This window comes from Streptomyces sp. NPDC002018, from assembly GCF_042890865.1.
GTDB lineage: Bacteria > Actinomycetota > Actinomycetes > Streptomycetales > Streptomycetaceae > Streptomyces.
This window is the reverse complement of sequence record NZ_JBIASO010000009.1, coordinates 39398-63794: the sequence shown is the minus strand read 5'-3', so window position 1 is coordinate 63794 and position 24397 is coordinate 39398. Positions and strand designations below refer to the sequence as shown.

Below are 24397 nucleotides of genomic sequence, written 5' to 3'. Positions count from 1 at the left end.
CGGACGCTCATTGCGTCCGCCCCTCAGCCGTACGGTCAAGCCTGAGAACCTTCAGGGACTCACTGGCCCTGTTCATCACGGCGGCGCTGCCACCGCTGCTCGATCCGGTTCATCATCGAGCGACGCTGTCTGGGTTGTGGTCGGGTGGCCGGGCCTGCGCCCGCCACCGGTTGCTCACCTGGTTTGGGCGCCTTGCGCCACCCGGTGACCGCCAGGACCGCACAGCCCAGCATGACGAGGAACCCCACCACGCTGATCCAGATCTGCTGGGCGACCATTCCGGCCATGAGGAGCGCGATACCCACCAGGAAGCCGGCAACTGCCTGGTAGACCCGTCGCCGGGTGTACGTACGCAGCCCGCTTCCCTCAAGCGCTGTCGCGAACTTGGGATCTTCGGCGTACAGCGCTCGCTCCATTTGCTCGAGCATTCGCTGCTCGTGCTCCGAGAGCGGCACGGAGTCCTCCTAGTCGTCGGTCGCGGGGGGCGACCGGTATGCGGCTCCTTCAAGGATAGGCAGGGAATCGCCCCCGTGAAACCCGCCCTCAACGCCATTTCGCCATTCCGGGCCGCCATGTCGACTCGGCCGCTGAGGCGTTGATTCCCCAACCATCGATCCGTCATGCCGGATGGTGTACCCCGATCATACGGCGCCCGGCGCCGCATCGGGGGGCCTGTGGCGCACTCCATGTGCCGCTGCGCCCCTGATCAGCCGGGCGATCGGGGCTCCGGGGAGGGTCCGGCCGGTCCCGGAACGCGTCCGGGCCGGTCCCGGAGCGCGATTCCGACGGGATTCGGCCACTCTTGCACCGGACTTCGGCCGTACTCGGCTCAGTCCCGCTTCTCCCCCAGCACATGGAGCTGGGTGGCCACGGAGTGGAATGCGGGCAGCTCGGCGGCGGCGGCCTCCAGCTTCAGCAGGGCCTCCAGGGCCCCGGGCTGGGTGTCCACCAGACCGCCGGGAACCAGGTCCGCGAAGACCCGTACGCCATGGACGGCGCCGATCCGCAGACCGGCCGCCCCGACCAGGTCCGTGAGCTGCTCGGCGGTGAAGCGCCTGGGGACGGGGTCGCCCTCGCCCCAGCGGCCCGCCGGGTCGGTGAGCGCCTGCCTGGCCTCGTTGAAGTGCCCGGCCAGCGCCCTGGCCAGCACAGCGCCGCCCAGGCCCGCCGCGAGCAGACTGAGCGCACCGGCGGGGCGGAGCGCCTCCACCGCGTTCCTCACGCCCTCCGCGGGGTCGTCCACGTACTCCAGGACCCCGTGGCACAGCACGGCGTCGAAGCCACCACGGGCGACCACCTCGAAGAGCCCGTGGATGTCCCCCTGCACCCCGCGCACACGCTCGGCGACCCCCGCCTCGGCCGCCCGGCGCTCCAGCGCGAAGAGCGCGTTCGGACTGGGGTCGACCACGGTCACCCGATGCCCCAGCCGGGCGACGGGCACCGCGAAGCTGCCCGTGCCCCCTCCGGTGTCGAGCACATCGAGGGTGTCCGTCCCCGCCACCTTGGCCCGGCGGTCGAGAGCGTCCCTGAGGACCTCCCAGACCACGGCGGTACGCAGGGAGCCCCGGGGACGCGAGGGCGTCTCCCCACCGGCAACAGGGGAACGGTCCGACACGGCAGTTGACTCCTCGGCGCGGTGCCGCCCCGGACGGCGGGGCGTGGAACGGTGCGGGCTCCGCCCACCCTATTGCCTCGGCATTGCCTCGGCCGTCCCCGCCCGTCACCCAGCGGCACCACCCCGCCGGGGCCGCTCGGACCCGGGCTCCTCGGCCCGGGGCCGCGGCAGCACCGGCTCCAGCACCAGCAGCCGCTCCACCAGCCGCAGGAACATGGCCACGTCGCGCAGCAGATCGTCCGCGTCGCGGCTGCTCGCCGCGCCCTGGATGCCCGCCTCGGCGCGGGCCCTGCGGGTGGCGCCCGAGGCGAAGAGGCTGCTCCATTCGGTCAGCTCGGGCGCGATCTCGGGGAGCACCTCCCAGGCGCTCCTGATCCGGCTGCGCTTGCGCGGAGTGGTCTCCGGGCGGTCCCGGGCGGCGAGGACCGCGGCGGCGGTGCGCAGGGCGGCGAGATGGGCGGTGGCATAGCGCTCGTTCGGAGTGTCCAGCGTGGCGGCCTCGTCGAGCCCCGTACGGGCCTGGGCGAGCAGATCGAGGGCCGCGGGCGGGGCCGTGGCCCTGCGCTGCACGGGGTGGACATCGGTCGGCGGTCCGGTCAGCGAGGGGGCAGGGCCGTCTGTGCGGCGCCGGCGTGCGGCACCGGCGTAGGAGCTGGCCATGACGAACCTCCTGTCGTCGTGTGACGGCGCTGTGGCCGTATGTGTCCATCCTGAAGGACACCACTGACAATCGGCCCTGACCTGCGGTTTTGCTTCGCGCATGGGTGCGGAGTAGCTTTTGTACTGACCAGTCAGTACAAAAGAATGACCCCACCACGATCCGGGGAGGACGCATGGACCGCATGGAGGCCGACCGGGACCACGGGTCCGGCGGCGGGAACAGCGGCGAGACCGGCGGCGGGAGCAGCGGGAGCGACGACGACGCCCGCGGCGCCGGCGACGAACCCCGTGGCGCGGCCGTCGTCGCCGAGGACTTCGGGCTCAAGGGCCCGCGCGGCTGGGTGTTCCGCCAGGTCCGTGTCGACGCCGCTCCCGGCACGCTCGTCGCGGTCCAGGGACCCTCGGGCTCGGGCCGCACCTGTCTGCTGCTCGCCCTCACCGGCCGGATGCGTCCCACCGAGGGCCACGCCGAGACCGGCGGTCTGCCCCTGCCGCGCGCGATGGCCGCCGTCCGCCGGATCAGCGCCCTGGCTCATGTGCCCGGCCTCAGCGAGCTCGATCCCGCCCTGACCGTCGCCGAGCATCTGCGCGAACGCGTCCTGCTGCGGCGCCGGTTCGACGGATCCCCGCGCGCCCTGCTGCGGTCTCGCGCGGACCGGGCCGCCGAGGCCCGTGACCGTATCGCCACCGCGCTGATGTGCGCCGGGCTCGACACGGCCGCCCTGCCCAAGGGCGACCGCACCTCGGCACGCGACCTGGAGCGGCTGGAGGCACTGCGCCTCCAGGTGGCCCTGGCACTGATCGGCCGGCCCCGGCTGCTGGCCGTGGACGATCTGGACCTCAAGCTCTCCGGGACCGAACGCGCGGAGGCCTGGCGGCTCCTGCGCTCCGTCGCCGGAAGCGGTACGACGGTGCTCGCCGTGTGCGGCCAGGCCCCCGGTGACGCGGACACCGTCGTCCGTACGGACGCGGGCCCGGACGAAAGCCGGGAGGGAAGCCGGGAGGGAAGCCCGGACGAAAGCCCAGACCGGAGCCAGGCCCTGACCCCGGACGACCGGCGCGACCGCCAAGTCCGCCACGACCGGCGCGACCGGCGCGAGGACGACAACGACCACAAGCCCGAGGAGGAAACGGCCGATGCGCTCGCCGAGACTGGCCGCGCTTGAGCTGAAGCGGTTCGGCAGGGGAAGGCTCCCGCGCGCCGCGCTCGTCGCGATCACCCTGCTGCCGCTGCTCTACGGCGCCCTGTATCTCTGGTCGTTCTGGGATCCCTACGGACGGCTCGACCGGATACCCGTCGCGCTCGTCAACGACGACAGGGGGGTCTCCGCCGCGGGCCGGAAGATCGCGGCCGGTGACGAGATCACCCGGGGGCTGCTCGACAGCGAGGTCTTCGCCTGGCACGAGGTGAGCGCGGCCGAGGCGCGACGGGGCGTGGAGGACGGTTCGTACTATCTCTCCCTGACCATGCCCGCCGACCTCAGCGAGCGGATCGCCTCCGGTTCCGGTGCCACGCCCGCGACCGGCGCGCTCCAGGTCCGTACGAACGACGCCAACAACTACATCGTCGGCCAGATCTCCCGGACCGTCTTCTCCGAGGTGCGGACCGCCGCGTCGACCGACGCCGCACGCTCCTTCCTCGACAGGATCTTCATCTCCTTCTCGGACATCCATGACGCCACCGAGAAGGCCGCCGAGGGCGCCGACCGGCTCAAGGGCGGTATCGGAAAGGCCAAGAAAGGCTCCCAGGACCTCGCGGACGGACTGAGGACCGCCAAGGACGGCAGCGGCGAACTCTCCGGCGGGCTGAGGAAACTGGACAAGGGCGCGGGCGATCTGGAGACCGGCACCCGCCAGGTCGCGGACGGCACCCAGTCGCTCGCCGACAAGGTCAACGGCGTCGCCGGACAGGTGCGTCCGTATCTGAAGGACAACGGGAGGACGATCGCCGAATCGGCCCGGCTGATCGCGGACTCCTCACAGGCGGTACGGGACAACCTCGACGCGCTCGTGAAGGCCGCGCCCGCCGCCGCGACCGGCGCCCGGGGGGCCTCCGACGAGCTGAACACCCTCTACCGGGCACGGTGCGAGGACGCCCCGGAGCCCGACCCCGACGCCTGTCCCCCGCTGGAGCGCGCCACGACGGCCGCCGCCGACGCGGCCGATGTCGCCGAGGACGTCAACGCCCTGGTGGAGAACGACGACGGTGATCTCGAAGCGCTGGACGGCCGGCTCGCCACGCTCCAAAGGCAGGCGACGGCGCTCGCCCGGCACGCTCCTCATCTGGACGAGGACCTGGAAGCCGTCGTGACGAAGATCAACGCGCTCAACACCGGGGCCAGGAAGGCCGCCGAGGGCGCGGACCGGCTCCACACCGGACTGACCGGCGCCGAGCGGGGCTCCGCCACCCTGGACAGCGGCATCGGCCGGCTCGGAACGGGCGCGGACACCCTCGACGGAGGGCTGTTCACACTCGCCGGCGGATCGGCCGAACTGGCCGGGGGGCTCGCCGACGGCGTCGGCAGGATCCCCGACTACGACAAGGACGACCGCGACCGCCGTACGGAGGTGATGGCCGACCCCGTCCAGCTCGCGTCCCGTTCGCTGCACACGGCGCCCAACTACGGCACCGGCTTCGCCCCGTACTTCATCCCGCTCTCCCTGTGGGTCGGCGCGATGGTGGCGTACATGCTGATCCAGCCGCTGAACCGGCGCGCGCTGGCCATCGGCGCCCCCGCCTGGCGGATCGCGCTCGCGGGCTGGCTGCCGGTCGCCGCGATCGGGCTGTTCCAGGTCGCCGCGCTGATCTCCGTACTGCACTGGGCGATCGGCCTGGAGATGGCGCACAGCGCCGGTACGGTCGGCTTTCTGGCCCTGGTCACCTGCTGCTTCACCGCCATCGTCCAGTGGCTCAACGCCCGCTTCGGACCGGCGGGACGGATTCTCGTCCTGGCGCTGCTGATGCTCCAGCTCACCTCTGCCGGCGGTACCTATCCCGTGCAGACGAGTCCGGGCTTCTTCGCGGCCGTCCATCCCTACCTGCCGATGAGTCATGTGGTCGAGGCGCTGCGCAGACTGATCACGGGCGGCGGGCTGGGCCCGGTCTGGCAGGCGTGCGCCGTGCTGGCCGCCTTCACCGCCGGCGCGCTGGCGCTGACCGCCCTGTCCGCCCGTCGCAAGCAGGTGTGGACCCTCGACCGGCTGCGTCCCGAACTGAGTCTGTGAGGACGGGGTGGGGGGACCTGTGAGAATCGTCGCCATGGACAGCAGCAGCACCCGCCGCCAGGCCACCCGGCAGAAGCTCTACGAGGCGGCGGTGACCCTCATCGCCGAGCAGGGGTTCTCCGCGACGACGGTGGACGAGATCGCCGAGCGCGCCGGAGTCGCCAAGGGCACGGTCTACTACAACTTCAAGAGCAAGACGGAGCTTTTCGAGGAGCTGCTGCGGCACGGAGTCGGGCTGCTCACCTCGTCGCTGCGTACCGCCGCCGACACCACGGCCGAGCGGGGCGGCACCAAGGTGGCGGCACTGGACGCGATGATCAGGGCGGGACTGGTCTTCATCGACCGCTATCCGGCCTTCACCCAGCTCTATGTCGCCGAGCTGTGGCGCACCAACCGGGCCTGGCAGTCGACCCTGCTGGTGGTGCGCCAGGAAGCGGTCGCGGTCGTCGAGAGGGTGCTGCGGGAGGCCGTCGAGGGCGGTGAGCTGAGCGACGAGATCGATATCCCTCTGACGGCGGCGGCGCTGGTGGGGATGGTGCTGGTGGCCGCGCTGGACTGGAAGGCGTTCCAGCCGGAGCGGTCGATCGACGAGGTGCACGCGGCGCTCTCGCGGCTGCTGCACGGGCGGGTCGGCGGGCGCTGACACACGGCCGGCCCGGAGATTCTCGCGGGAGACCGGGAAACCGGGAGACTGAGAGGCCGGGAGACCGGGAAACCGGAAGACCGGAGAGCCCGATTCCCGTGGTCCCCCGTGGTCCCCGGGCCCTCCGTCGTACGCCCCCGTTCCGTCAGGGGAGCCGCGCCGTTCCGCCGCCCCGTGCCGGCGGTGCCGGCGCCGCGCCCCTTCCGTGGTCCCCACTCTTCCGTCCGCACGGCCGGCGTCCCATCCGCGCGCCTACTCATCTCCCCTCCTGAGTAGCTGTACTCAGTGCTCCGCACCCCGGCGTGCTCCATACCTCGGCGGGTGGGCTGTCAGTGGCCCCCGCTAAGGTCACTGACATGGCACGGATTGTGGTGATCGGCGCCGGGATGGGCGCCATGGCGGCGGCTGCCCGGCTGGCCGTGGCCGGGCACCGGGTGACGGTGTACGAACGCTCGGAGACGTACGGCGGCTCGGTCGGCCGCTTCGAGCGGGACGGCTTCGTCTTCGACACCGGCCCCGGTCTGCTGCATCTGCCCGCCGTCTACCGCGATCTGTTCGTCAAGACCGGCAGGGAACCGCTGGAGTCGTGCGTCCGGCTCGATCAGGTCGATCCGGCGAGCCGCCATGTCTTCGCCGACGGCACCGACGTACGGCTGCCGAACGCGTCACGGGCGGGTGTGGTCTCCGCCCTGGACGCGGCGCTGGGCGCGGGTGCCGGGGAGCGGTGGGGGGCGTTCCTCGGCCGGGCCCGTGACGCCTGGGACCGCTCACGCAGACCGCTGCTCGAAGAGCCGCTGTGGGCCGACCGGCAGGTGCTCGGGCGCGATCCGTATCCCGCCGTACGGCAGCGGCGGCTGCTGCGCGGCGCCCGCCGGGCCACCACGGTCGCGGAGGTCGGTGCCTGGGAGCTGGCCGATCCCCGGCTGGGCGCTCTGCTGGACGGATACGCCCTGGCGTACGGACTGGATCCACGCCACGCCCCGGCGGGCGCCGCGCTGCTCCCGTATCTGGAACAGACCTTCGGGAGCTGGTATGTGCGGGGCGGGATAAGGGAGTTGGCCCGCGCGGTCCACGCACGCTGTCTGGCCCGCGCGGTGGAGTTCGTCTTCGGCGCCGAGGTGACCCGCGTCATGGAGAAGGACGGCGCGGCCACCGGCGTGGAGCTGGCGGACGGCACCCTCGTGCCGGCCGACCGGGTCGTGGCGGGCATCGCGCCGGGGCGGCTCATGGACCGCGCGTGGTGGGGCGACGAGGAGATACGGCCCCGGGAGGCGGGCGGCACCGCGGCGCCCGGACGGTTCACGGTGCTGCTGGCGCTGCGCGGCGCCCGGGACGCGGACGCCGCGCACCGGACGGTGGTGCACTCCCCCGACGGGAGCGCCGAGGCAGCCGATGTCTTCGGCGGCCGTACCGCCCCGAGGCCCACGGTGACCGTGCTGCGGCCCGATGACGCGGCGACGCGCCCCGACGGTGACCATGAGGCGGTCACACTCACTGCGACCGTGGCCCCGCACGGCCCGGTGGACTGGTCGGACGGGACACTGCGCGAGCGGTATGCCGAGGTGCTGACAGACATCGCGGAAAGGGCCGTTCCCGGGATCAGGGAGCGGCTGGTGTGGCGCGAGATACGGACACCCGCCGACACCCTGGCGGAGACGGGCGCGGCCGGTGGCTCGGTGCCGGCGCCGGCGCTGGCCGGAGCGGCGGGCCGACTGCTCCACCCGGCCAACAGCACACGGCTGTCCGGGATGTATCTGGCGGGCGGCTGGGCCCATCCGGGCGGCGGGCTCGCCCATGCCGGGATGTCGGGGTCGCTGGTGGCGGGGCTGATCGTCGAGGGAGCGGACTTCCGCGGCTCCCAGTGAGCCGGTATTCCCAGTGAGCCGGTGGACACCCGCGGCACGGGCAGGGCCTCGGCCCGGCTCCGGTCCCGCTGTCCGTGGCGGGGACAGGCATCCTGAGGGCGTGTCGGACGTGGGCGGACCGGCCGACCGTCAGGGCCGCTCGTCAGGACCGACCGCCAGGACCGCTCGGCAGGAGCACCCCTCAGTAGCGGTACTGCTCGTTCAGTAGCGGTACTGCTCGTTGTAGCCGGGGTCGTATCCCGGCTGCTGGGGCTCTTCCCTCGGCATCGGCGGGGCCTGCTCGCCCTCGCGCTGCTGCGGGACCCAGACGCCGCCGGGCGGGGTGTCGGCGCCGTACTGCTGCTGACCGCCGTAGGGGTCGGCGTACTGCTGCTGGCCGCCGAAGTTGTCGTACGAGCCGTACTGCTGACCGCCGTTGGCCGGGTCGGCGTACGGGTCGGAGTATCCGGGGTACTGCTGCTGGCCGTTCCCGTAGTCGTACTGCTGGCCGTAGACGTCCTGGCCGGCGTAGTTCTCCTGGCTCGCGTAGGTGTGCTCGCCCGAGTGGCCCGGGTGGTAGGCGTCCTGGCTCGCGTAGACGTCCTGGTCCGCGTACGCGTCCTGGCCGGCATACGCGTCGTGCGTCGCGTAGGCGTCCTGTCCCGGATAGCCGTCCTGGCCGACCGGCTGCTGGTAGCCGGGGTAGGCGTCGTATCCGCCGTCCCATCCGTTCGCGTCGGGCCCCGGTGTCCCGCCCTCCCGCGCCGCGTCATGGCCCGGGGCGTCGTAGTCGTTGTAGACGCCGTACTGCCCGGTGTCGTCGGGCATCGGCTCCGGTTCGTAGATCTCGGCGCTCTCCACGGGCGCGGCCACCGGCTGGTACTCCAGATCGGAGACCTCCAGGGACGGTTCGCGCTCGGCGTCCTGGCGGCCGGTGTCCTTCCGGCGGCGGCTGGCCCCCGGACTGCCGCCTATCGCCCAGCCGGTGGAGAAGCCGCGGCGGAAGGAGAGCGTCACATACGTCTGGCCGACCGCGAACGCGATCGCGCCCAGCGCGATGACGAAGACGGAGGGCATCAGAACGCCGAGGACCACACCCATGAAGCCGGTGAAGGCAAGCAGTCGCCAGCGCAGTCGCGCCTTGTACTGGAGCAGCACCTCGCCCAGCAGCCACAGGGCCACGATGCCGAATGCGATGTAGAGGACCGTCCAGCCCATGCCCGCCCCTCTCCTGCGGCCACCAGCCCGGGACAGGGCGGGTACGGCCGGTCACGACTGCTCGTGCAGTCCGAGATTCTCGTAGATTTCGAGCGTTGCGGTGGAGTTGTTGAGGGTGATGAAGTGCAAGCCGGGAACACCCTCGGAGAGCAGCTCCGCGCAGAACTCCGTCGCGAACTCGATGCCAATGGAGCGTACAGCGGCGGGATCGTCCTTGACGGAGAGGATCCGCTCTTTCAGTTCGGCCGGGAAGACCGCGGTGCTGAGCTGTGGCAGCCGCTCCAGCATCCGGACGCTGGTGACCGGCATGATCTCGGGAATGATCGGTGTCGCGCAACCCGCGGCCCCCACCCGGTCACGCAGCCGCAGATATCCGGCGGGTTCGAAGAACATCTGGGTGATCGCGTAGTCGGCGCCCGCGTGGCACTTGTCCACGAAGTGCCTGATCTCGGTGTCCCAGTCGGACGAGCGCGGATGCATCTCGGGGAACGCCGCCACTCCCACACAGAAGTCGCCGGACTCCTTGACGAGCCTGACCAGTTCGGCGGCGTAGCGGACGCCCTCGGGGTGCTTGACCCACTCGCCCATGGGGTCGCCGGGCGGATCGCCCCGTACGGCGAGGATGTTGCGGATCCCGGCGTCGGCGTACTGGCCGACCATATTGCGCAGCTCGGCGACGGACTGGCCGACCGCCGTGAGATGCGCGACCGGGGTGAGTGTGGTGTCGGAGGCGATCCGCTCCGTGGCCCTGACCGTGCCCTCCCGGGTGGAGCCGCCCGCGCCATAGGTCACGGAGACAAAGCTCGGTGCCACCGCTTCGACCCGGCGCAGCGCGTTCCAGAGAGTGCGCTCGCCCTTCTCGGTCTTCGGCGCCCAGAACTCGAACGAGAACGATGTCTTGCCGGTCGCGAGCAGATCACGCACAGTCAGTGCGTGATCTGATCTGGTCGAAGCTGCGCCGAGGGCCATAGGTGCAGGTTATCGAGGGGGCGGCGGTCCCCCCAACCGGACGGGGGTATCCGCCCCGGTTCACGGGCTGTCCGCCACCTTCACACGGCCCGTTCCCGTACGCGCTTGGCCAGGCCGGCCGTCGCCGCGGCCGGGTCGTCGGCCTCCGTGATCGCCCGTACCACAACGATCCGGCGCGCGCCCGCGTCCAGTACCTGATCGAGATTGACCGCGTCGATACCGCCGATCGCGAACCAGGGCCGGTCCGTGGCCAGTGAGGCGGCATGGCGCACCAGGTCGAGCCCGGGGGCATGGCGGCCCGGTTTGGTCGGGGTGGGCCAGCACGGGCCCGTGCAGAAGTAGTCCACGCCCGGCTCGACGGCGGCCGCGTCCGCCTCGGCCCCGGCGTGGGTGGAACGGCCGATCAGCGGGGTGTCCCCGAGGATCGCCCGCGCCGCGGGGACGGGCAGGTCGCCCTGTCCCAGATGCAGGACGTCGGAGCCGATGGCATGCGCCACATCCGCGCGGTCGTTCACCGCGAGGAGTACGCCGTGGCGTCGGCAGGCGTCGGCGAAGACCTGGAGGTGCTCCAGCTCCTCGGCCGCCTCCATGCCCTTGTCCCGCAGTTGCACGATGTCCACACCGGACGCGAGCACGGCGTCGAGGAACTCCGGGAGGTCCCCCTGCCGCTTGCGGGCGTCCGTGCACAGATAGAGCCGGGCGTCGGAGAGCGACGCACGAGCGTCGGACATGGGAAGGTCCCCCCTCGGGTCGGCGGTGTGCGGAGGCGCCGGGGCCGCCGCGCGGCCACGAAGGCACCGCCGCACACCGCGAGAGTGGTGAATGGCTCAGACGGCGAGCGCCTGGGCCCGGCGCTTCACCTCCGTGCCGCGATTCTCGCTGAGCGCCTGCGCGGGCGTGCCCGGCAGGGTCGGGTCGGGGGTGAAGAGCCATTCGAGCATCTCTTCGTCGGCGAAGCCGTCGTCCCTCAGCAGCGTCAGGGTCCCGGCGAGGCCCTTGACGACCTTGCCGCCGTCGATGAAGGCTGCGGGCACCTGGAGCGTCCTGTTCTCGCCGCGGCGCACGGCGATGAGCTGCCCTTCCTTCACCAACTGGCGCACACGGGTCACCTCGACATCGAGGGCTTCCGCGATGTCGGGCAGGTGGAGCCAGGCGGGGACGAGAGCATCGATCTTTGCGTCAATCTCGGTCACAGGACAAGCGTGCCATCCCGGACTGACAGACGCCACGAACCGGCTCCGCCCGGAGCAGCCACCGCACCCGGCCGGGGACCGCCACAGAACCTGTCCGGGACCGGCACAGAACCCGTCCCGACCGGCACAGAACCCGTCCCGGACCGGCGCCTGCGGCCCGTCCTCGCGTCAGAGAACGGCCTGCCGCAGCGGTACGGCCGGATCGGCGGCCCGCGCCCCGTCCAGCCGTGCGCCCGTCTCCATCAGCTTGCGGCCCTGCGTCAGGTCACGCGGCCTGCCGACGGCGAGCAACGCCACCAGCGCGCCGTCCCGCAGCCACACCACCGACCAGGCGGCCTCCGCCGGATCGCCGCGCCACACCAGTGTGTCCGTCTCCGTGTGATGGCCCGCGTACTGCACGAACCGGCCGAACTGCTCCGACCAGAAGTACGGCACGGGATCGTAGCGCCGCCCGGTCTCGCCGACGGCCTGGGCGGCGACCGTACGGGGGCCCTGGAGCGCGTTGTCCCAGTGGTGCACGAGCAGTCGCTCGCCGTAACGGGCGGACGGGAAGGACGCGCAGTCACCGACCGCGTACACATCGGGCAGGGACGTCGCCAGCCGCTCGTCCGCGACGACCGCCCCGTCCGGGCCCAGCGCGATCCCGGAACCGGCCAGCCAGCCCGTCGAGGGGCGCGCCCCGATGCCCACGACCACCGCGTCGGCGGGCAGCCGCCGGCCGTCCGCCAGCACCACCGTGCCCGGCTCGACACCGGCCACCCGCACGCCCGTCAGCAGTTCGGCGCCGCTCTCCGCGTACCAGTGCGTCATGGGCGCGGCGACCTCGGCGGGCAGGGCGCCCGGAAGCGGCCGGTCCGCCGCCTCTACGACCGTCACGGCACACCCGGCCTCGCGGGCGGCGGTGGTGAACTCCGCGCCGATCCATCCCGCGCCGACGACCACGATCCCGTCCCGCCGTTCCAGGACGGGCCGCAGCGCCTCCGCGTCGTCCAGTGTGCGCAGCAGATGGACACCGGGCACCGACCCGGCGCCGGGCAGCCCGACCGGCTCCGCGCCGGTGGCGAGGACCAGGAGGTCGTACGGGACGGGCCCGGCCCCGGTGTCGACCTCCCGCGCGTCCGGGCGCAGGCCGGTCACCTCCACACCGAGCCTCAGCTCCACGGAGAGCGCCTCGAAGTCGATGTCGAAGGCCGAACCGTCCACCGTGCCCAGCAGCACCGCCTTGGAGAGCGGGGGCCGGTCGTACGGCGGATGGGGTTCCGCGCCGATCAGAGTGACCGGGCCCTCGAAGCCCTTCTCCCGCAGGGCCACGGCGGTCTGCACCCCCGCCATGCCCGCACCGACGATGACGACGCCCGGCTGTTCCCGCTGCTCACTCATCCGGTCACCTTAAGCAGCCGACGGGCCGTCGGGGGATGGGCTGTCCGGCTCCGGTTCCCGCCGGACCGGCCGCACGGACCCCGCACGGCCGGACCGCCGCCGCACGGTTGCGCCGCGGCCGGACGGCCTTACCCCGCGGCGGGCCGCGCGTTAGGCTGGCCGTCGACACTACCTCGCGGGAGCCCGGACGCACCGGGCTGAGAGGGAGGCTGGAGCGGCCTCCGACCGTACGAACCTGATCCGGGTCATGCCGGCGAAGGGAGGGGCTGGAAGCCCATGCAGTCGTCTCAGGAGAAGACCGGCTCCGATGTCCTGGTCATCGGGGGCGGGATCATCGGCCTGGTCACGGCCTGGCGGGCCGCGCGGCACGGACTGCGGACCGCCGTCGCCGACCCCGATCCCGGCGGTGGCGCCGCGCGGGTCGCGGCGGGCATGCTGGCCGCCGTCACCGAACTCCACCACGGGGAGCAGCTCCTGCTGGGGCTCAATCTCGCCTCGGCGGAGCGTTATCCGGCGTTCGTGGCCGAACTGGAGGAGGCGAGCGGCCAGGACACCGGCTACCGGGCCTGCGGCACACTCGCCGTCGCCCTCGATACCGACGACCGCGCCGAACTGCGCGAGCTCCACGCCCTCCAGCACCGCTCGGGCCTGACGTCCGAGTGGCTCACCGGGCGCGAGTGCCGACGGCTCGAACCGATGCTCGCGCCGGGTGTGCGCGGCGGTCTGCGGGTCGACGGCGACCACCAGATCGATCCCCGCCGGCTGGCCTCGGCCCTGGTCACGGCGTGCGAACGGGCCGGGGTGGTCCTCCACCGCTCCCGGGCCGAGCGGCTCTCCGTCGTACGGGACCGGGCCACCGGCGCCGTACTGGACGGCGGACACACGCTCACCGCGGACCAGGTGGTGCTGGCGGCCGGCAGTCTGAGCGGGCGGCTGGCCGGCGTCCCCGACGAGGTCCTGCCGCCGGTACGGCCCGTGAAGGGCCAGATCCTGCGGCTGACGGTGCCCCGTCCGTACGCGCCCTTCCTGTCCAGAACGGTACGGGCCGTGGTGCGCGGCAGCCAGGTCTATCTGGTGCCGCGCGAGAACGGCGAGCTGGTCGTCGGCGCCACCAGCGAGGAACTGGGCTGGGACACCACGGTCACCGCGGGCGGGGTGTACGAACTGCTGCGGGACGCCCATGAACTGGTCCCCGGCATCACCGAACTGCCGCTCACCGAGACCCGCGCGGGACTGCGCCCCGGCTCGCCCGACAACGCGCCGCTGCTGGGGCCGACCGCGCTGCCGGGGCTGCATCTCGCGACCGGGCACTACCGCAACGGGGTGCTGCTCACGCCCGTCACCGGCGACGCGCTGGCGGCGGTGCTGACCACGGGCGAACTCCCCGAGGTGGCCCGCCCCTTCAGCCCGCGCCGCTTCACCTCCGAACCGCAGGACCTCACCTCCGTACCGCGGGAGCTGACCGTATGAGCACCTCAGTCCGTGTGACCGTCTCCCTGAACGGCGAGTCCCGTGATCTCGCCCCGGGCACCACCCTCGACCTCGTGGTCCGCTCCCTCACCCCCGCGCCCTCGGGTGTCGCCGCCGCCGTCAACGAGACGGTGGTGCCGCGCGGCCGCTGGTCCGGCACCGTGCTCGCCGACGGCGACCGCGTGGAAGTCCTCACCGCGGTCCAGGGAGGCTGAGCCGCCATGGCCGACGACCGGCTGACCATCGCCTCCACCGTCCTCAACTCCCGGCTGATCATGGGGACGGGCGGGGCGCCCAGCCTGGAGGTGCTGGAACGGTGTCTGACCGCCTCCGGCACCGAACTCACCACCGTCGCGATGCGCCGCCTCGACCCCACGGTCCGGGGCTCGGTCCTCTCCGTGCTCGACTCCCTGGGCATCCGCGCCCTGCCCAACACGGCGGGCTGCTACACCGCGGGCGAGGCGGTCCTGACCGCCCGGCTCGCGCGCGAGGCGCTCGGTACGGAGTGGATCAAGCTGGAGGTGGTCGCGGACGAACGGACCCTGCTGCCCGACCCGATCGAGCTGCTGGAGGCGGCCGAGACCCTGGTCGACGACGGGTTCACGGTGCTGCCGTACACCAACGACGATCCCGTGCTCGCCAGAAAGCTGGAGGACGTGGGCTGCGCCGCGATCATGCCGCTCGGTTCGCCGATCGGCTCGGGCCTCGGCATCCGCAACCCGCACAACTTCCAGCTCATCGTGGAACGGGCGAACGTACCCGTGATCCTCGACGCGGGCGCGGGCACCGCGTCGGACGCGGCGCTGGCGATGGAACTGGGGTGTGCGGCGGTGATGCTGGCGTCGGCGGTGACCAGGGCGCGGGAGCCGGTGCTGATGGCGGAGGCGATGCGGCACGCGGTGGAGGCGGGACGGCTGGCGTACCGCGCGGGCCGGATTCCGCGCCGGCACTTCGCGTGGGCGTCGTCGCCGGAGGAGGGCCGAGCGGACCTGGACCCGGAGGCCCCGATGTTCCCACCGACACCGCCTCTCGGCGATGTGCCTCCCGGCTAGGGGGCCGTGGTGCGGGGTGCAGTGCGCCGTCCGGCGGGGGTGCGGGTTGTGGGTGGTGCGGGTGCCGGGGCCTCCGGAGGTACATGTCCGGACGGCATGATGTACGGCGCCCCTGGCCGTGCGCTGGATACGGGCGTCCCGGCGCCACACATCACGCTTTAGTGTCCGAACACGCACCTCCTACGACCCCGACCCCCTCCCGCCGGACGCCCGGCCGCGGGCCGGTGGGGGACCCGGAGGGCTGGTCGGTGGCGGGCGGTGAAGGGGGGCGTGCAGGGGGCGTGTCCGGGACACTAAAGCGTGATGTGTGGCGTCCGGACGCCCGTGTCCCACGCACCGCCAAGGGCGCCGTACATCATGCCGTCCCGGATGTGCCCCCGGAACGACCCCCGGCCACAACCCGCACACCACCACCGGCCCCCGCCACAACGCACCCAGAACCACGGCCCCCCGCCGGGAGGCGCACCGCCGGGAGGCGCATCCGCGTTACAGGTCGGCTCCAGTCATGGCCGCCCTTCCCCCTCCCCCTCCGCGCTGCTCGTAGACTCACCAGCGTGGATACGACCCTTCACGACCCCATCGTCGGGCAGGTGCTCGACGGCCGTTACCGCGTCGACGCGCGTATCGCCGTCGGTGGCATGGCCACGGTCTACCGGGCCGTCGACACCCGCCTGGACCGGATCCTGGCCCTCAAGGTGATGCACCCGGCGCTCGCCACCGACGCCGCCTTCGTGGAGCGGTTCATCCGTGAGGCCAAGTCCGTGGCGCGGCTGTCGCATCCCAATGTGGTCGCGGTCTTCGACCAGGGCGCGCAAGGGGCGTACGTCTATCTGGCGATGGAGTACGTCGCGGGCTGCACCCTCCGTGACGTCCTGCGCGAGCGCGGCGCGCTCCAGCCGCGGGCCGCGCTGGACATCCTGGAGCCCGTGCTCGCCGCGCTCGGCGCCGCGCACCGGGCCGGGTTCGTCCACCGGGACATGAAGCCGGAGAACGTGCTGATAGGGGACGACGGCCGGGTCAAGGTCGCCGACTTCGGGCTGGTGCGGGCCGTGGGCGATGTCACCAACACGACCGGGACCGTGCTCGGCACCGTGTCGTATCTCGCACCCGAGCAGATCGAGTACGGCACCTCCGACACCCGGGTCGATGTGTACGCCTGCGGGGTCGTCCTCCACGAGATGCTGACCGGTGCCAAGCCGCACGGCGGGGACACTCCCGCGCAGGTGCTCTACCGCCATCTGCACGAGGACGTCCCCGCTCCGTCCGCCGCCGTTCCCGGGCTCGCCGCCGAGCTGGACGGGCTGGTCGCGGCGGCCACCGCCCGCGATCCGGAGCTGCGGCCCGACGACGCGGTGGCGCTGCTCGCCAGGGTCCGCGTGGCGCGGGCCGTGCTCACCGACGCGCAGCTCGACGCCGTACCGCCCGGGGCGAAGGCGACGGGCGACGTGGGCGCGGACAACCGTACGGCCGTGATCCCGCGGCCCGTCCTGCCCGCCGAGGAGTCGCGGGTCCACCGGACCAGCCGGCTGGAGATGGCTCCGCCCGGCGGCTCGGCACCGCCCCGGCCCGTCCGGCGCGGTGCCCTGCCCCGCAGGGGGATCGTCGCGGCGGTCGTCGCGGTACTGCTGCTGCTCGGAGCCGGGGCCGGTGTCTGGTACATCAATTCCGGTCAGTTCACCCGGGTCCCCTCGCTGCTCGGACAGAGCGAGCAGGAGGCCAGACAGCGGCTCGCCGACGCGGGGCTCGACGCGCGGGTCACCGAGGACTTCAGTGAGACCGTGGAGCGCGGCACGGTCATCCGCAGCGATCCCGGGCCCCGTACCCGGATCCGCGGTGACGGCCCGGTGACCCTCGTCATCTCGCGCGGCCCGGAGATCGTCCAGGTGCCCGATCTGACGGGAGTGCCCCTGGCCGAGGCGAGACGTTCGCTGAAGCGGGCGGGCCTGGCCGCCGGGATCGTCACCCGGGAGTTCGACGAGCAGACCGCCCAGGGCGCCGTGGTGAGTACGTCGCCCTCGGCCGGAAGCGATGTACGGCCCGATTCCGGGGTCGCGCTCGTGGTGAGCAAGGGCGACCCCGTCGACATGCCCGATGTGACCGGCGAGTCCGTGACCGAGGCCACCGCCGAGCTGGAGGAGGCGGGACTCAAGGTCAGGATCGCCGCCCAGCGGGTGGACTCCCCCGAGGACGAGGGCACGATCGCCCGGCAGTCCGCGGCGGAGGACTCACGGCTGGCTCGTGGCGACACCGTCACGCTGACGGTCTCCAAGGGCCCGCGGCTGGTCGGCGTGCCGGATGTCGTCGGGCAGCCGGTGGACGAGGCGAGGAGTCTGCTGGAGGGCGCGGGGTTCCAGGTCGAGGTCGACCGTGACTTCCCGTTCCTGGGCGACACCGTGGCCGAGCAGTCCGTCGAGGGCGGCGACCGGGCTCCCGAGGGCAGCACCATCACCATCAAGACCAAGGGAATCTAGTCCATCATGCGCAACCCCGTCGGCGGCCATGTCCCCGTGGCCGGCGGCCTCGCCACGACCGGTCTGGCCTACGCGCGTGAGCTGCGTGCCGAGACCGTCCAGGTCTTCGTCGCCAATCCGCGCGGCTGGGCGACGCCCGCCGGGAATCCGGCGCAGGACGAGCGGTTCCGCGCGGAGTGCGAGGCCGAGGGGATCACGGCGTATGTGCACGCTCCGTATCTGATCAACTTCGGCTCGCACACCGGGGCGACCGCCGAGCAGTCGGTGGCGTCCATGCGCCACAGTCTGCGCAGGGGCCGGGAGATCGGCGCGCTGGGCGTGGTGGTGCATACGGGCTCGGCGACGGGCGGCCGTACCCGGGAGGTGGCGCTCGCGCAGGTGCGGGAGCGGATGCTGCCGCTCCTGGACGAGCTGACCCATGACGACGACCCGTTCCTGCTGCTGGAGTCGACGGCCGGGCAGGGCTTCTCACTCTGTTCGAGGACCTGGGACTTCGGTCCGTACTTCGAGGCGCTCGACTCCCATCCCAAGCTGGGGATCTGTCTGGACACCTGCCACATCTTCGCCGCCGGACACGATCTCACGGGGCCGCACGGGATGCGGCAGACGCTGGATCTGCTGGTGGAGACGGTCGGTGAGGGCCGCCTCAAGCTGATCCACGCCAATGACTCCAAGGATGTCGTCGGGGCGCACAAGGACCGGCATATGAATATCGGGGCGGGGCGGATCGGGGCGGAACCGTTCGGTGAGCTGTTCTCCCATCCGGCGACCGAGAATGTCCCGCTGATGATCGAGACGCCGGGCGGCAAGGAGGGGCAGGCGGCGGACATAGCCCTGCTGAAGAAGTTGCGCGACGGCTGATCCCCGGCCGCCGGGCCCGCCTACAGCTCCGGGCCGTCGCCCGGCAGCTCCTGGTAGGAGTAGCGCTGTTCGGCCCACGGGTCGCCGACGTTGTGATAGCCGCGCTCCTCCCAGAAGCCACGGCGGTCGGCTGTCATGTACTCCACGCCCCGGACCCACTTGGGCCCCTTCCAGGCGTACAGATGCGGGACGACGAGCCGCGCCGGAAAACCGTGTTCGGCGGTGAGCAGTTCACCGTCCTTGTGGGTGGCGAAGATCGTACGGTCGGACACGAAGTCCGCGAGCCGCAGATTCGAACTGAAGCCGTACTCGGCCCAGACCATCACATGGGTGACGGTGGGCGCGGGCGGTGCCAGCTCCAGGATCGTCCGGGCGGGTACCCCGCCCCATTCGGCTCCCACCATGCTGAACTTCGTCACACAGTGCAGATCGGCGACGACGGTGGCGAACGGCAGGGACGAGAACTCGTCGTGGTTCCAGCAGTGTTTGTCACCGTCGGCGGTGGCACCGAAGACCCGGAATTCCCAGCGGTCCGGCTTGAACCTCGGTACGGGTCCGTAATGGGTCACCGGCCAGCCGCGCTGCAGCCGCTGTCCCGGTGGTAGCTCGGCCTGTTCCGGCTCTCGATACTCCCGGCTCTCCGGCTGACCCATGCCTTCCATGGTGACAGACGGGGGAGGGTGGTCATGACCAGGTCGGACCAATTCCGGCGATTACTGCTAAACATGTACTTACTGGACGGATCCTGTCCTCGGTGCGAGGATGCGCGCATTCTGCCCGTCACCCGCCAGGAAGGAGTCTCTGCGATGCAGGGCGATCCCGAGGTCATCGAGTTCCTCAACGAGCAGCTCACCGCCGAACTGACCGCGATCAACCAGTATTTTCTGCACGCGAAGATGCAGGAGAACTTCGGCTGGACGAAGCTCGCGAAGTACACCCGGTCCGAGTCGTTCGACGAGATGAGGCATGCCGAGCGGCTCACCGACCGGCTTCTCTTCCTGGAGGCCCTGCCCAACTACCAGCGGCTCTTCCATGTCCGGGTGGGCCAGACGGTGACGGAGATGTTCCGGGCCGACCGCGAGGTCGAGGTGGAGGCGATCGACCGGCTCAAGCGCGGGATCGAGGTCATGCGGGCCAAGGGTGACCACACGTCGAAGCGGATCTTCGAGGCGATCCTGGCGGACGAGGAGCACCACATCGACTATCTGGACACCCAGCTCGAACTGGTCGAGAAGCTGGGCGAGGCGCTCTACATCGCACAGGTGATCGAGCAGCCGGACAACTGAGCGGACAACGCCCGGCCGAGGACCCAGCACCGGGAAGCCCGGCGCTCCAGCCGGACAGGACCTAGGCGACCCTGCGCAGAGCCGCCGGGACCGGGGCGGGGGCCATGGACACGGCCGCGACCTCGGCGTCCGCCGGTTCCACGAGCGCGGGAGCGCGCTGATCGAGCAGCTCACGGCGCGGGCAGCCGGCACGCCCGAGGATCGACTGGATACGGCGCACACAGGAGCCGCAGTCGGTGCCGGCCTTGCTGACCGACGCGATCTGGCGGGGCGTGCACGCACCGGCGTCCGCGTGTGCCCTCACCTCGGTCTCGGTGACGCCGAAGCAGGAGCAGACGTACACGCGGTTCACCTCCCGGACGGGGTCGGTCAGGCCACCCCGACCAGTTGGTGAGGTGAACCTAACCTTACCTGGCACCCCCGGGACGCAGAAGCCGGACAGCGCCGGTGGGGCGCGGATCACATTCGATCCGCGCCCCACCAGGTCGTACGGGTCACTCAAGGCTCCCGGCAGCGGGTGCCGGGACCGCTCCCCTACTGGTCGCGGTACATCTCGGCGACGAGGAAGGCCAGGTCGAGGGACTGGCTGCGGTTGAGGCGGGGGTCGCAGGCCGTCTCGTACCGCTGGTGCAGATCGTCGACGAAGATCTCGTCGCCGCCGCCCACGCACTCGGTGACATCGTCACCGGTCAGCTCGACATGGATACCGCCCGGGTGGGTGCCCAGGCCCTTGTGGACCTCGAAGAAGCCCTTGACCTCGTCGAGGACATCGTCGAAGCGGCGGGTCTTGTGGCCGGAGGCCGCCTCGAAGGTGTTGCCGTGCATCGGGTCGGTCACCCAGGCCACCGTGGCACCGGAGGCGGTGACCTTCTCGACCAGCTCGGGGAGCTTGTCCCTGACCTTGTCGGCGCCCATCCGGACGATGAAGGTCAGCCGGCCCGGCTCACGCGTGGGGTCCAGCCGGTCGATGTAGGTGAGCGCCTCGTCCACCGTGGTCGTCGGACCGAGTTTGATCCCGATCGGATTGTTGATCTTCGAGGCGAACTCGATGTGCGCGCCGTCCAGTTGACGGGTCCGCTCACCGATCCACACCATGTGCCCGGAGACGTCGTACAGCCCGCCGCTACGGGAGTCGACCCGGGTCAGCGCCGACTCGTAGTCCAGCAGCAGCGCCTCGTGCGAGGCGTAGAACTCGACCGTGCGGAACTCCGCCGGGTCGGTGCCCGCCGCCTTCATGAAGTTCAGCGCGTTGTCGATCTCCCGGGCGAGCTGCTCGTAGCGCTGGCCCGAGGGGGACGACTTCACGAAGTCCTGGTTCCAGGCGTGCACCTGGCGCAGATCCGCGTAACCGCCGGTGGTGAAGGCACGGACCAGATTGAGCGTCGCCGCGGACGCGTGGTACATCCGCTTCAGCCGCTCGGGGTCCGGGATCCGGGCCTTCTCGTCGAAGTCGAAGCCGTTGACCGAGTCGCCGCGGTACGTCGGCAGGGTCACACCGTCACGGGTCTCGGTGTTCTTGGAACGCGGCTTCGAGTACTGGCCGGCGATCCGGCCGACCTTCACCACCGGCACGGACGCCGCGTAGGTGAGGACGGCGCCCATCTGGAGGAGCGTCTTCAGCTTGTTGCGGATCTGGTCCGCCGAGACCGCGTCGAACGCCTCCGCGCAGTCACCGCCCTGGAGCAGGAACGCCTCGCCCCGGGCGACGGCACCCAGCCGGGCACGCAACTGGTCGCACTCGCCGGCGAAGACGAGCGGCGGATAGCTCTCCAGCTCCGCCACGACCCCGCGCAGGGCGTCCTGGTCCGGATACTCCGGCTGCTGGGCAGCGGGAAGGTCTCGCCAGGACGGCTCATAGGTCGCGGAGTTCTCAGCGTTCACTGTCACGCGAACCAGATTACGTGGTCGCGCGCTGTGTCACGGGCTGCTCTCACAGTATGGAACAGGAGAGCAGCATGGAACAGGAGAGCAGCATGGAACAGGAGAGCTCAGGGAACGTGAACCGTCCTCGCCCGGCGCCCTCGGCGGATGCGCTATCGTGCCCGTCATGTTCGCGCTTTCGCATCAGACCTGGTGGTGGACCGCTCGTCCGGCGGCCCACTGATTCAGCGCGCACCACGAATCGCGAAGGCCGCCCGAGGGGCGGCCTTCCGTCTTGTCCGGGCCGGTGGCGGGCCGGGGAAGAAGCGGCCGTTCCTCCTCTCCGGAAGGAACACCGCAGATGCCCAGCCATCCGCTCGACCGGCTCACACACCACGACGGCCCGCCCTTCGCCCTGCTGCGCCGCCGTACCCCCGGCCGTGACCACGAGACCGTGGAGCTGCTGATCGGCTCCGTGCACGAGGCGGCCCGGCTGGCCGACCTCCCGGCCGGTGACGGGACCTCGCTCGCCCTGGTGCCGTTCCGGCAGATCAGGGAGCGCGGCTTCGACGTACGGGACGACGGGACGCCCCTGTCCGTCCTGGTCGCGGACGAGACGTACGAGCTGCCGCTCGCCGAGGTGCTCGACCGGCTGCCCGGCCATGAGGTACGGGTCCAGGACGGCGCCTTCGACCTCGACGACGAGCGGTACGGGGAGATCGTCCGGCGGGTGATCGAGGACGAGATCGGCCGGGGAGAAGGGGCGAACTTCGTCGTCCGGCGGACCTTCGAGGGCCGGATCCCCGGCTTCTCCAGGACCGATGCCCTCGCTCTCTTCCGGCGGCTGCTCGCGGGTGAGCGCGGCGCGTACTGGACCTTCGCCGTCCACACCGGCGAGCGCACCCTCGTGGGGGCCAGTCCCGAGGTCCATGTACGGATGAGCGGCGGGACCGTCGTGATGAATCCGATCAGCGGCACCTTCCGCTATCCGCCCGGGGGGCCATCCCCGGAGGCGCTGCTGGAGTTCCTGGGCGACCGCAAGGAGACCGAGGAGCTGTCCATGGTCGTGGACGAGGAGCTGAAGATGATGTGCACCGTCGGCGACCGGGGCGGGGTGGTGATCGGTCCCCGGCTCAAGGAGATGGCGCATCTCGCGCACACCGAGTACGAGCTGCGCGGACGCTCCTCGCTCGATGTCCGCGAGGTGCTCAGGGAGACGATGTTCGCCGCGACGGTCACCGGCTCGCCGGTGCAGAACGCCTGCCGGGTCATCGAGCGCCACGAGGCCGGCGGGCGCGGCTACTACGGCGGCGCGCTCGCGCTCATCGGGCGGGACGCCGGGGGCGCGCAGACCCTCGACTCCCCCATCGTGATCCGTACCGCCGACATCGACCGCGACGGCGGGCTGCGGGTGCCGGTCGGGGCGACGCTCGTACGGCACTCCCGCCCCGAGGACGAGGTGGCCGAGACCCATGCCAAGGCGGCGGGCGTGCTGGCGGCCCTGGGGGTACGTCCCGGCCGGCCGCGCCCCGGGTCCGGGCATCCACGGCTGGCCGACGACCCGAGGGTGCGGGCGGCGCTGGACGCCCGGCGCGCGGATCTCGCGCCGTTCTGGCTGAGGATGCGGACCGGTCCCGCGACCCTCTCCGGGCACGCGCTGGTCGTGGACGGCGAGGACACGTTCACCGCGATGCTCGCCCATCTGCTGCGGTCCTCGGGCCTGGAGGTGACGGTACGGCGCTACGACGAACCGGGCCTGCCCGACGCGGTGCTCGCGCACGGGGGTCCGGTGGTGCTGGGCCCCGGCCCCGGCGACCCCGCGGACAGGACCGACCCGAAGATGCGGCTGCTGCGCGGGCTGGCCGTCGGACTGCTGCGCGAGCGGAGGCACGGGCTGCTCGGCGTCTGCCTCGGCCATGAGCTGATCGCGGCGGAACTGGGCCTGGGAACGGTACGCAAGCGGGTCCCGTACCAGGGCGCGCAGGCGCGGATCGATCTCTTCGGACGGGAGGAGACGGTCGGCTTCTACAACAGCTTCACCGCGCACTGCGACGACGAGGCGGCGGAGGAACTGGCGGCGGACGGGGTGGAGGTGAGCCGGGACGGTGAGAGCGGGGAGGTGCACGCGCTGAGGGGCGAGGGGTTCGCCTCGGTGCAGTTCCATCCGGAGTCGGTGCTGACGCTGAATGGGCGGGGGGTGGTGGCGGAGCTGCTGACGGGAGCGATGGGGGTGGTGCGGGGGGTGTAGGGGGGACGCGCGTTGCGGCGCGGTGCGCCTCCCGGCGGGGGGCCGTGGTGCGGGTCGCCTCCCGGCGGGGGGCCGTGGTGGGGGTGCGGGTTGTGGGTGGTGCCGGGTGCCGGGGCCTCCGGAGGCACATGTCCGGACGGCATGATTTACGGCGCCCCTGGCCGTGCGCTGGATACGGGCGTCCGGACGCCACAAATCACGCTTTAGTGTCCGAACACGCACCTCCTACGACCCCGACCCCCTCCGCCGCACTCCGACCGCGGGCCGACGGGTCCCGTTCGGGTGCCGCATCACCCCGGCCGCCCGGGGTGCGGACATGTCCCGGCTGCTGTCGGCCGCCGGCGAGTGAGCCGAAGGGGCGCGTCGGTGCCGAAAAGGAGAGCGCGCGGAGGTTCGTGAGGT

Annotated in this window: 23 protein-coding genes and 1 riboswitch; of the genes, 12 read left to right on the top strand and 11 right to left on the bottom strand. The window is 71.9% G+C overall.

The features are described from left to right. Window positions 1-59: 59 nt before the first annotated feature. The 3 genes from ACFYYH_RS16810 to ACFYYH_RS16800 all read right to left on the bottom strand — a co-directional run bounded on the left by ACFYYH_RS16810 (window position 60) and on the right by ACFYYH_RS16800 (window position 2275). On the bottom strand, window positions 60-455 hold the full coding sequence (locus ACFYYH_RS16810; RefSeq protein WP_388551292.1) for a DUF3040 domain-containing protein: 396 nt from the start codon (window positions 453-455) through the stop codon (window positions 60-62). A gap of 374 nt (window positions 456-829) precedes the next feature. Continuing rightward, on the bottom strand, window positions 830-1546 hold the full coding sequence (locus ACFYYH_RS16805) for a class I SAM-dependent methyltransferase (RefSeq protein ID WP_388551679.1): 717 nt from the start codon (window positions 1544-1546) through the stop codon (window positions 830-832). 174 nt (window positions 1547-1720) lie between these two features. Further along, complete coding sequence (locus ACFYYH_RS16800; protein WP_388551290.1) at window positions 1721-2275, bottom strand: SAV_6107 family HEPN domain-containing protein; 555 nt, start codon at window positions 2273-2275, stop codon at window positions 1721-1723. 173 nt (window positions 2276-2448) lie between these two features. Here ACFYYH_RS16800 and ACFYYH_RS16795 point away from each other — a divergent pair, with 173 nt between their 5' ends. The 4 genes from ACFYYH_RS16795 to ACFYYH_RS16780 all read left to right on the top strand — a co-directional run bounded on the left by ACFYYH_RS16795 (window position 2449) and on the right by ACFYYH_RS16780 (window position 8008). Further along, window positions 2449-3441: an ATP-binding cassette domain-containing protein gene (locus ACFYYH_RS16795; protein ID WP_388551288.1), complete on the top strand. Its 993-nt coding sequence runs from the start codon at window positions 2449-2451 to the stop codon at window positions 3439-3441. Further along, window positions 3413-5500 (top strand): YhgE/Pip family protein, encoded by a 2088-nt coding sequence (locus ACFYYH_RS16790; protein WP_388551286.1) that lies wholly within the window; start codon window positions 3413-3415, stop codon window positions 5498-5500. Before ACFYYH_RS16795 ends, ACFYYH_RS16790 begins: the two co-directional genes overlap by 29 nt. Window positions 5501-5534: 34 nt before the next feature. After that, the gene (locus tag ACFYYH_RS16785; protein ID WP_388551285.1) at window positions 5535-6143 is read left to right on the top strand and encodes a TetR/AcrR family transcriptional regulator; all 609 of its coding nucleotides are present in this window, start codon (window positions 5535-5537) and stop codon (window positions 6141-6143) included. A gap of 356 nt (window positions 6144-6499) precedes the next feature. Next, complete coding sequence (locus tag ACFYYH_RS16780; RefSeq protein ID WP_388551283.1) at window positions 6500-8008, top strand: phytoene desaturase family protein; 1509 nt, start codon at window positions 6500-6502, stop codon at window positions 8006-8008. A 201-nt stretch (window positions 8009-8209) separates the two neighbouring features. Here the strand turns inward: ACFYYH_RS16780 and ACFYYH_RS16775 are convergent, their stop codons facing one another. The 5 genes from ACFYYH_RS16775 to ACFYYH_RS16755 form a co-directional block, all read right to left on the bottom strand. Beyond that, window positions 8210-9205 (bottom strand): hypothetical protein, encoded by a 996-nt coding sequence (locus ACFYYH_RS16775; RefSeq protein ID WP_388551281.1) that lies wholly within the window; start codon window positions 9203-9205, stop codon window positions 8210-8212. A gap of 51 nt (window positions 9206-9256) precedes the next feature. Continuing rightward, window positions 9257-10174, bottom strand: a complete 918-nt coding sequence (gene metF, locus ACFYYH_RS16770; RefSeq protein WP_388551279.1) for a methylenetetrahydrofolate reductase [NAD(P)H] — start codon at window positions 10172-10174, stop codon at window positions 9257-9259. A gap of 80 nt (window positions 10175-10254) precedes the next feature. Continuing rightward, the gene (gene thiE / locus ACFYYH_RS16765; RefSeq protein ID WP_388551277.1) at window positions 10255-10905 is read right to left on the bottom strand and encodes a thiamine phosphate synthase; all 651 of its coding nucleotides are present in this window, start codon (window positions 10903-10905) and stop codon (window positions 10255-10257) included. Between the two features lie 96 nt (window positions 10906-11001). Continuing rightward, a complete protein-coding gene (locus tag ACFYYH_RS16760; RefSeq protein ID WP_365902354.1) occupies window positions 11002-11367 on the bottom strand; it encodes an Rv2175c family DNA-binding protein in 366 nt (121 codons plus the stop codon). Window positions 11368-11535: 168 nt separating this feature from the next. Further along, on the bottom strand, window positions 11536-12747 hold the full coding sequence (locus tag ACFYYH_RS16755) for an NAD(P)/FAD-dependent oxidoreductase (protein WP_388551275.1): 1212 nt from the start codon (window positions 12745-12747) through the stop codon (window positions 11536-11538). Between the two features lie 165 nt (window positions 12748-12912). Beyond that, a riboswitch (TPP riboswitch) is annotated at window positions 12913-13026 on the top strand. On the opposite strand from ACFYYH_RS16755, the gene thiO reads away from it, so the two are divergent. The 5 genes from thiO to ACFYYH_RS16730 all read left to right on the top strand — a co-directional run bounded on the left by thiO (window position 13024) and on the right by ACFYYH_RS16730 (window position 18601). Next, window positions 13024-14217 (top strand): glycine oxidase ThiO, encoded by a 1194-nt coding sequence (gene thiO, locus ACFYYH_RS16750; protein ID WP_388551274.1) that lies wholly within the window; start codon window positions 13024-13026, stop codon window positions 14215-14217. (Overlaps the previous riboswitch by 3 nt.) After that, window positions 14214-14432, top strand: a complete 219-nt coding sequence (gene thiS / locus ACFYYH_RS16745) for a sulfur carrier protein ThiS (protein ID WP_388551272.1) — start codon at window positions 14214-14216, stop codon at window positions 14430-14432. Before thiO ends, thiS begins: the two co-directional genes overlap by 4 nt. 6 nt (window positions 14433-14438) lie before the next feature. Continuing rightward, window positions 14439-15269 carry a thiazole synthase gene (locus ACFYYH_RS16740; protein ID WP_388551270.1) on the top strand — a complete coding sequence of 277 codons (831 nt, stop codon included), beginning with the start codon at window positions 14439-14441 and terminating at the stop codon, window positions 15267-15269. A gap of 554 nt (window positions 15270-15823) precedes the next feature. Beyond that, the gene (gene pknB / locus ACFYYH_RS16735) at window positions 15824-17740 is read left to right on the top strand and encodes a Stk1 family PASTA domain-containing Ser/Thr kinase (protein ID WP_388551268.1); all 1917 of its coding nucleotides are present in this window, start codon (window positions 15824-15826) and stop codon (window positions 17738-17740) included. 6 nt (window positions 17741-17746) lie between these two features. Further along, window positions 17747-18601, top strand: coding sequence for a deoxyribonuclease IV (locus tag ACFYYH_RS16730; RefSeq protein WP_388551266.1), 855 nt, complete (start codon window positions 17747-17749; stop codon window positions 18599-18601). Between the two features lie 20 nt (window positions 18602-18621). Here the strand turns inward: ACFYYH_RS16730 and ACFYYH_RS16725 are convergent, their stop codons facing one another. Then, window positions 18622-19254 (bottom strand): sulfite oxidase-like oxidoreductase, encoded by a 633-nt coding sequence (locus tag ACFYYH_RS16725; RefSeq protein WP_388551265.1) that lies wholly within the window; start codon window positions 19252-19254, stop codon window positions 18622-18624. 153 nt (window positions 19255-19407) lie between these two features. Between ACFYYH_RS16725 and bfr the strand changes: the two genes are divergently transcribed. Beyond that, on the top strand, window positions 19408-19887 hold the full coding sequence (gene bfr / locus ACFYYH_RS16720) for a bacterioferritin (protein WP_388551263.1): 480 nt from the start codon (window positions 19408-19410) through the stop codon (window positions 19885-19887). A gap of 61 nt (window positions 19888-19948) precedes the next feature. Here the strand turns inward: bfr and ACFYYH_RS16715 are convergent, their stop codons facing one another. Both ACFYYH_RS16715 and ACFYYH_RS16710 read right to left on the bottom strand, forming a co-directional pair. Continuing rightward, entirely contained in the window at window positions 19949-20239 is a 291-nt protein-coding gene (locus ACFYYH_RS16715) for a bacterioferritin-associated ferredoxin (RefSeq protein ID WP_388551261.1), read from the bottom strand. Between the two features lie 182 nt (window positions 20240-20421). After that, complete coding sequence (locus tag ACFYYH_RS16710; protein WP_388551259.1) at window positions 20422-21774, bottom strand: class II 3-deoxy-7-phosphoheptulonate synthase; 1353 nt, start codon at window positions 21772-21774, stop codon at window positions 20422-20424. Between the two features lie 160 nt (window positions 21775-21934). Here ACFYYH_RS16710 and ACFYYH_RS16705 point away from each other — a divergent pair, with 160 nt between their 5' ends. Both ACFYYH_RS16705 and ACFYYH_RS16700 read left to right on the top strand, forming a co-directional pair. Further along, window positions 21935-21991, top strand: a complete 57-nt coding sequence (locus ACFYYH_RS16705) for a trp operon leader peptide (RefSeq protein WP_388551677.1) — start codon at window positions 21935-21937, stop codon at window positions 21989-21991. Between the two features lie 117 nt (window positions 21992-22108). Further along, window positions 22109-23995, top strand: a complete 1887-nt coding sequence (locus tag ACFYYH_RS16700; RefSeq protein ID WP_388551258.1) for an anthranilate synthase family protein — start codon at window positions 22109-22111, stop codon at window positions 23993-23995. The last annotated feature ends 402 nt before the right edge of the window (window positions 23996-24397 follow it).

What these genes read in the sequence shown, in the direction of transcription:
- ACFYYH_RS16800 (WP_388551290.1), bottom strand. Translation starts at nt 2,275, where the DNA reads ATGGCCAGCTCCTACGCCGGTGCCGCACGCCGGCGCCGCACAGACGGC.
- ACFYYH_RS16795 (WP_388551288.1), top strand. Translation starts at nt 2,449, where the DNA reads ATGGACCGCATGGAGGCCGACCGGGACCACGGGTCCGGCGGCGGGAAC.
- ACFYYH_RS16790 (WP_388551286.1), top strand. Translation starts at nt 3,413, where the DNA reads ATGCGCTCGCCGAGACTGGCCGCGCTTGAGCTGAAGCGGTTCGGCAGG.
- ACFYYH_RS16785 (WP_388551285.1), top strand. Translation starts at nt 5,535, where the DNA reads ATGGACAGCAGCAGCACCCGCCGCCAGGCCACCCGGCAGAAGCTCTAC.
- ACFYYH_RS16780 (WP_388551283.1), top strand. Translation starts at nt 6,500, where the DNA reads ATGGCACGGATTGTGGTGATCGGCGCCGGGATGGGCGCCATGGCGGCG.
- ACFYYH_RS16775 (WP_388551281.1), bottom strand. Translation starts at nt 9,205, where the DNA reads ATGGGCTGGACGGTCCTCTACATCGCATTCGGCATCGTGGCCCTGTGG.
- metF (WP_388551279.1), bottom strand. Translation starts at nt 10,174, where the DNA reads ATGGCCCTCGGCGCAGCTTCGACCAGATCAGATCACGCACTGACTGTG.
- thiE (WP_388551277.1), bottom strand. Translation starts at nt 10,905, where the DNA reads ATGTCCGACGCTCGTGCGTCGCTCTCCGACGCCCGGCTCTATCTGTGC.
- ACFYYH_RS16755 (WP_388551275.1), bottom strand. Translation starts at nt 12,747, where the DNA reads ATGAGTGAGCAGCGGGAACAGCCGGGCGTCGTCATCGTCGGTGCGGGC.
- thiO (WP_388551274.1), top strand. Translation starts at nt 13,024, where the DNA reads ATGCAGTCGTCTCAGGAGAAGACCGGCTCCGATGTCCTGGTCATCGGG.
- thiS (WP_388551272.1), top strand. Translation starts at nt 14,214, where the DNA reads ATGAGCACCTCAGTCCGTGTGACCGTCTCCCTGAACGGCGAGTCCCGT.
- ACFYYH_RS16740 (WP_388551270.1), top strand. Translation starts at nt 14,439, where the DNA reads ATGGCCGACGACCGGCTGACCATCGCCTCCACCGTCCTCAACTCCCGG.
- ACFYYH_RS16730 (WP_388551266.1), top strand. Translation starts at nt 17,747, where the DNA reads ATGCGCAACCCCGTCGGCGGCCATGTCCCCGTGGCCGGCGGCCTCGCC.
- ACFYYH_RS16725 (WP_388551265.1), bottom strand. Translation starts at nt 19,254, where the DNA reads ATGGGTCAGCCGGAGAGCCGGGAGTATCGAGAGCCGGAACAGGCCGAG.
- bfr (WP_388551263.1), top strand. Translation starts at nt 19,408, where the DNA reads ATGCAGGGCGATCCCGAGGTCATCGAGTTCCTCAACGAGCAGCTCACC.
- ACFYYH_RS16700 (WP_388551258.1), top strand. Translation starts at nt 22,109, where the DNA reads ATGCCCAGCCATCCGCTCGACCGGCTCACACACCACGACGGCCCGCCC.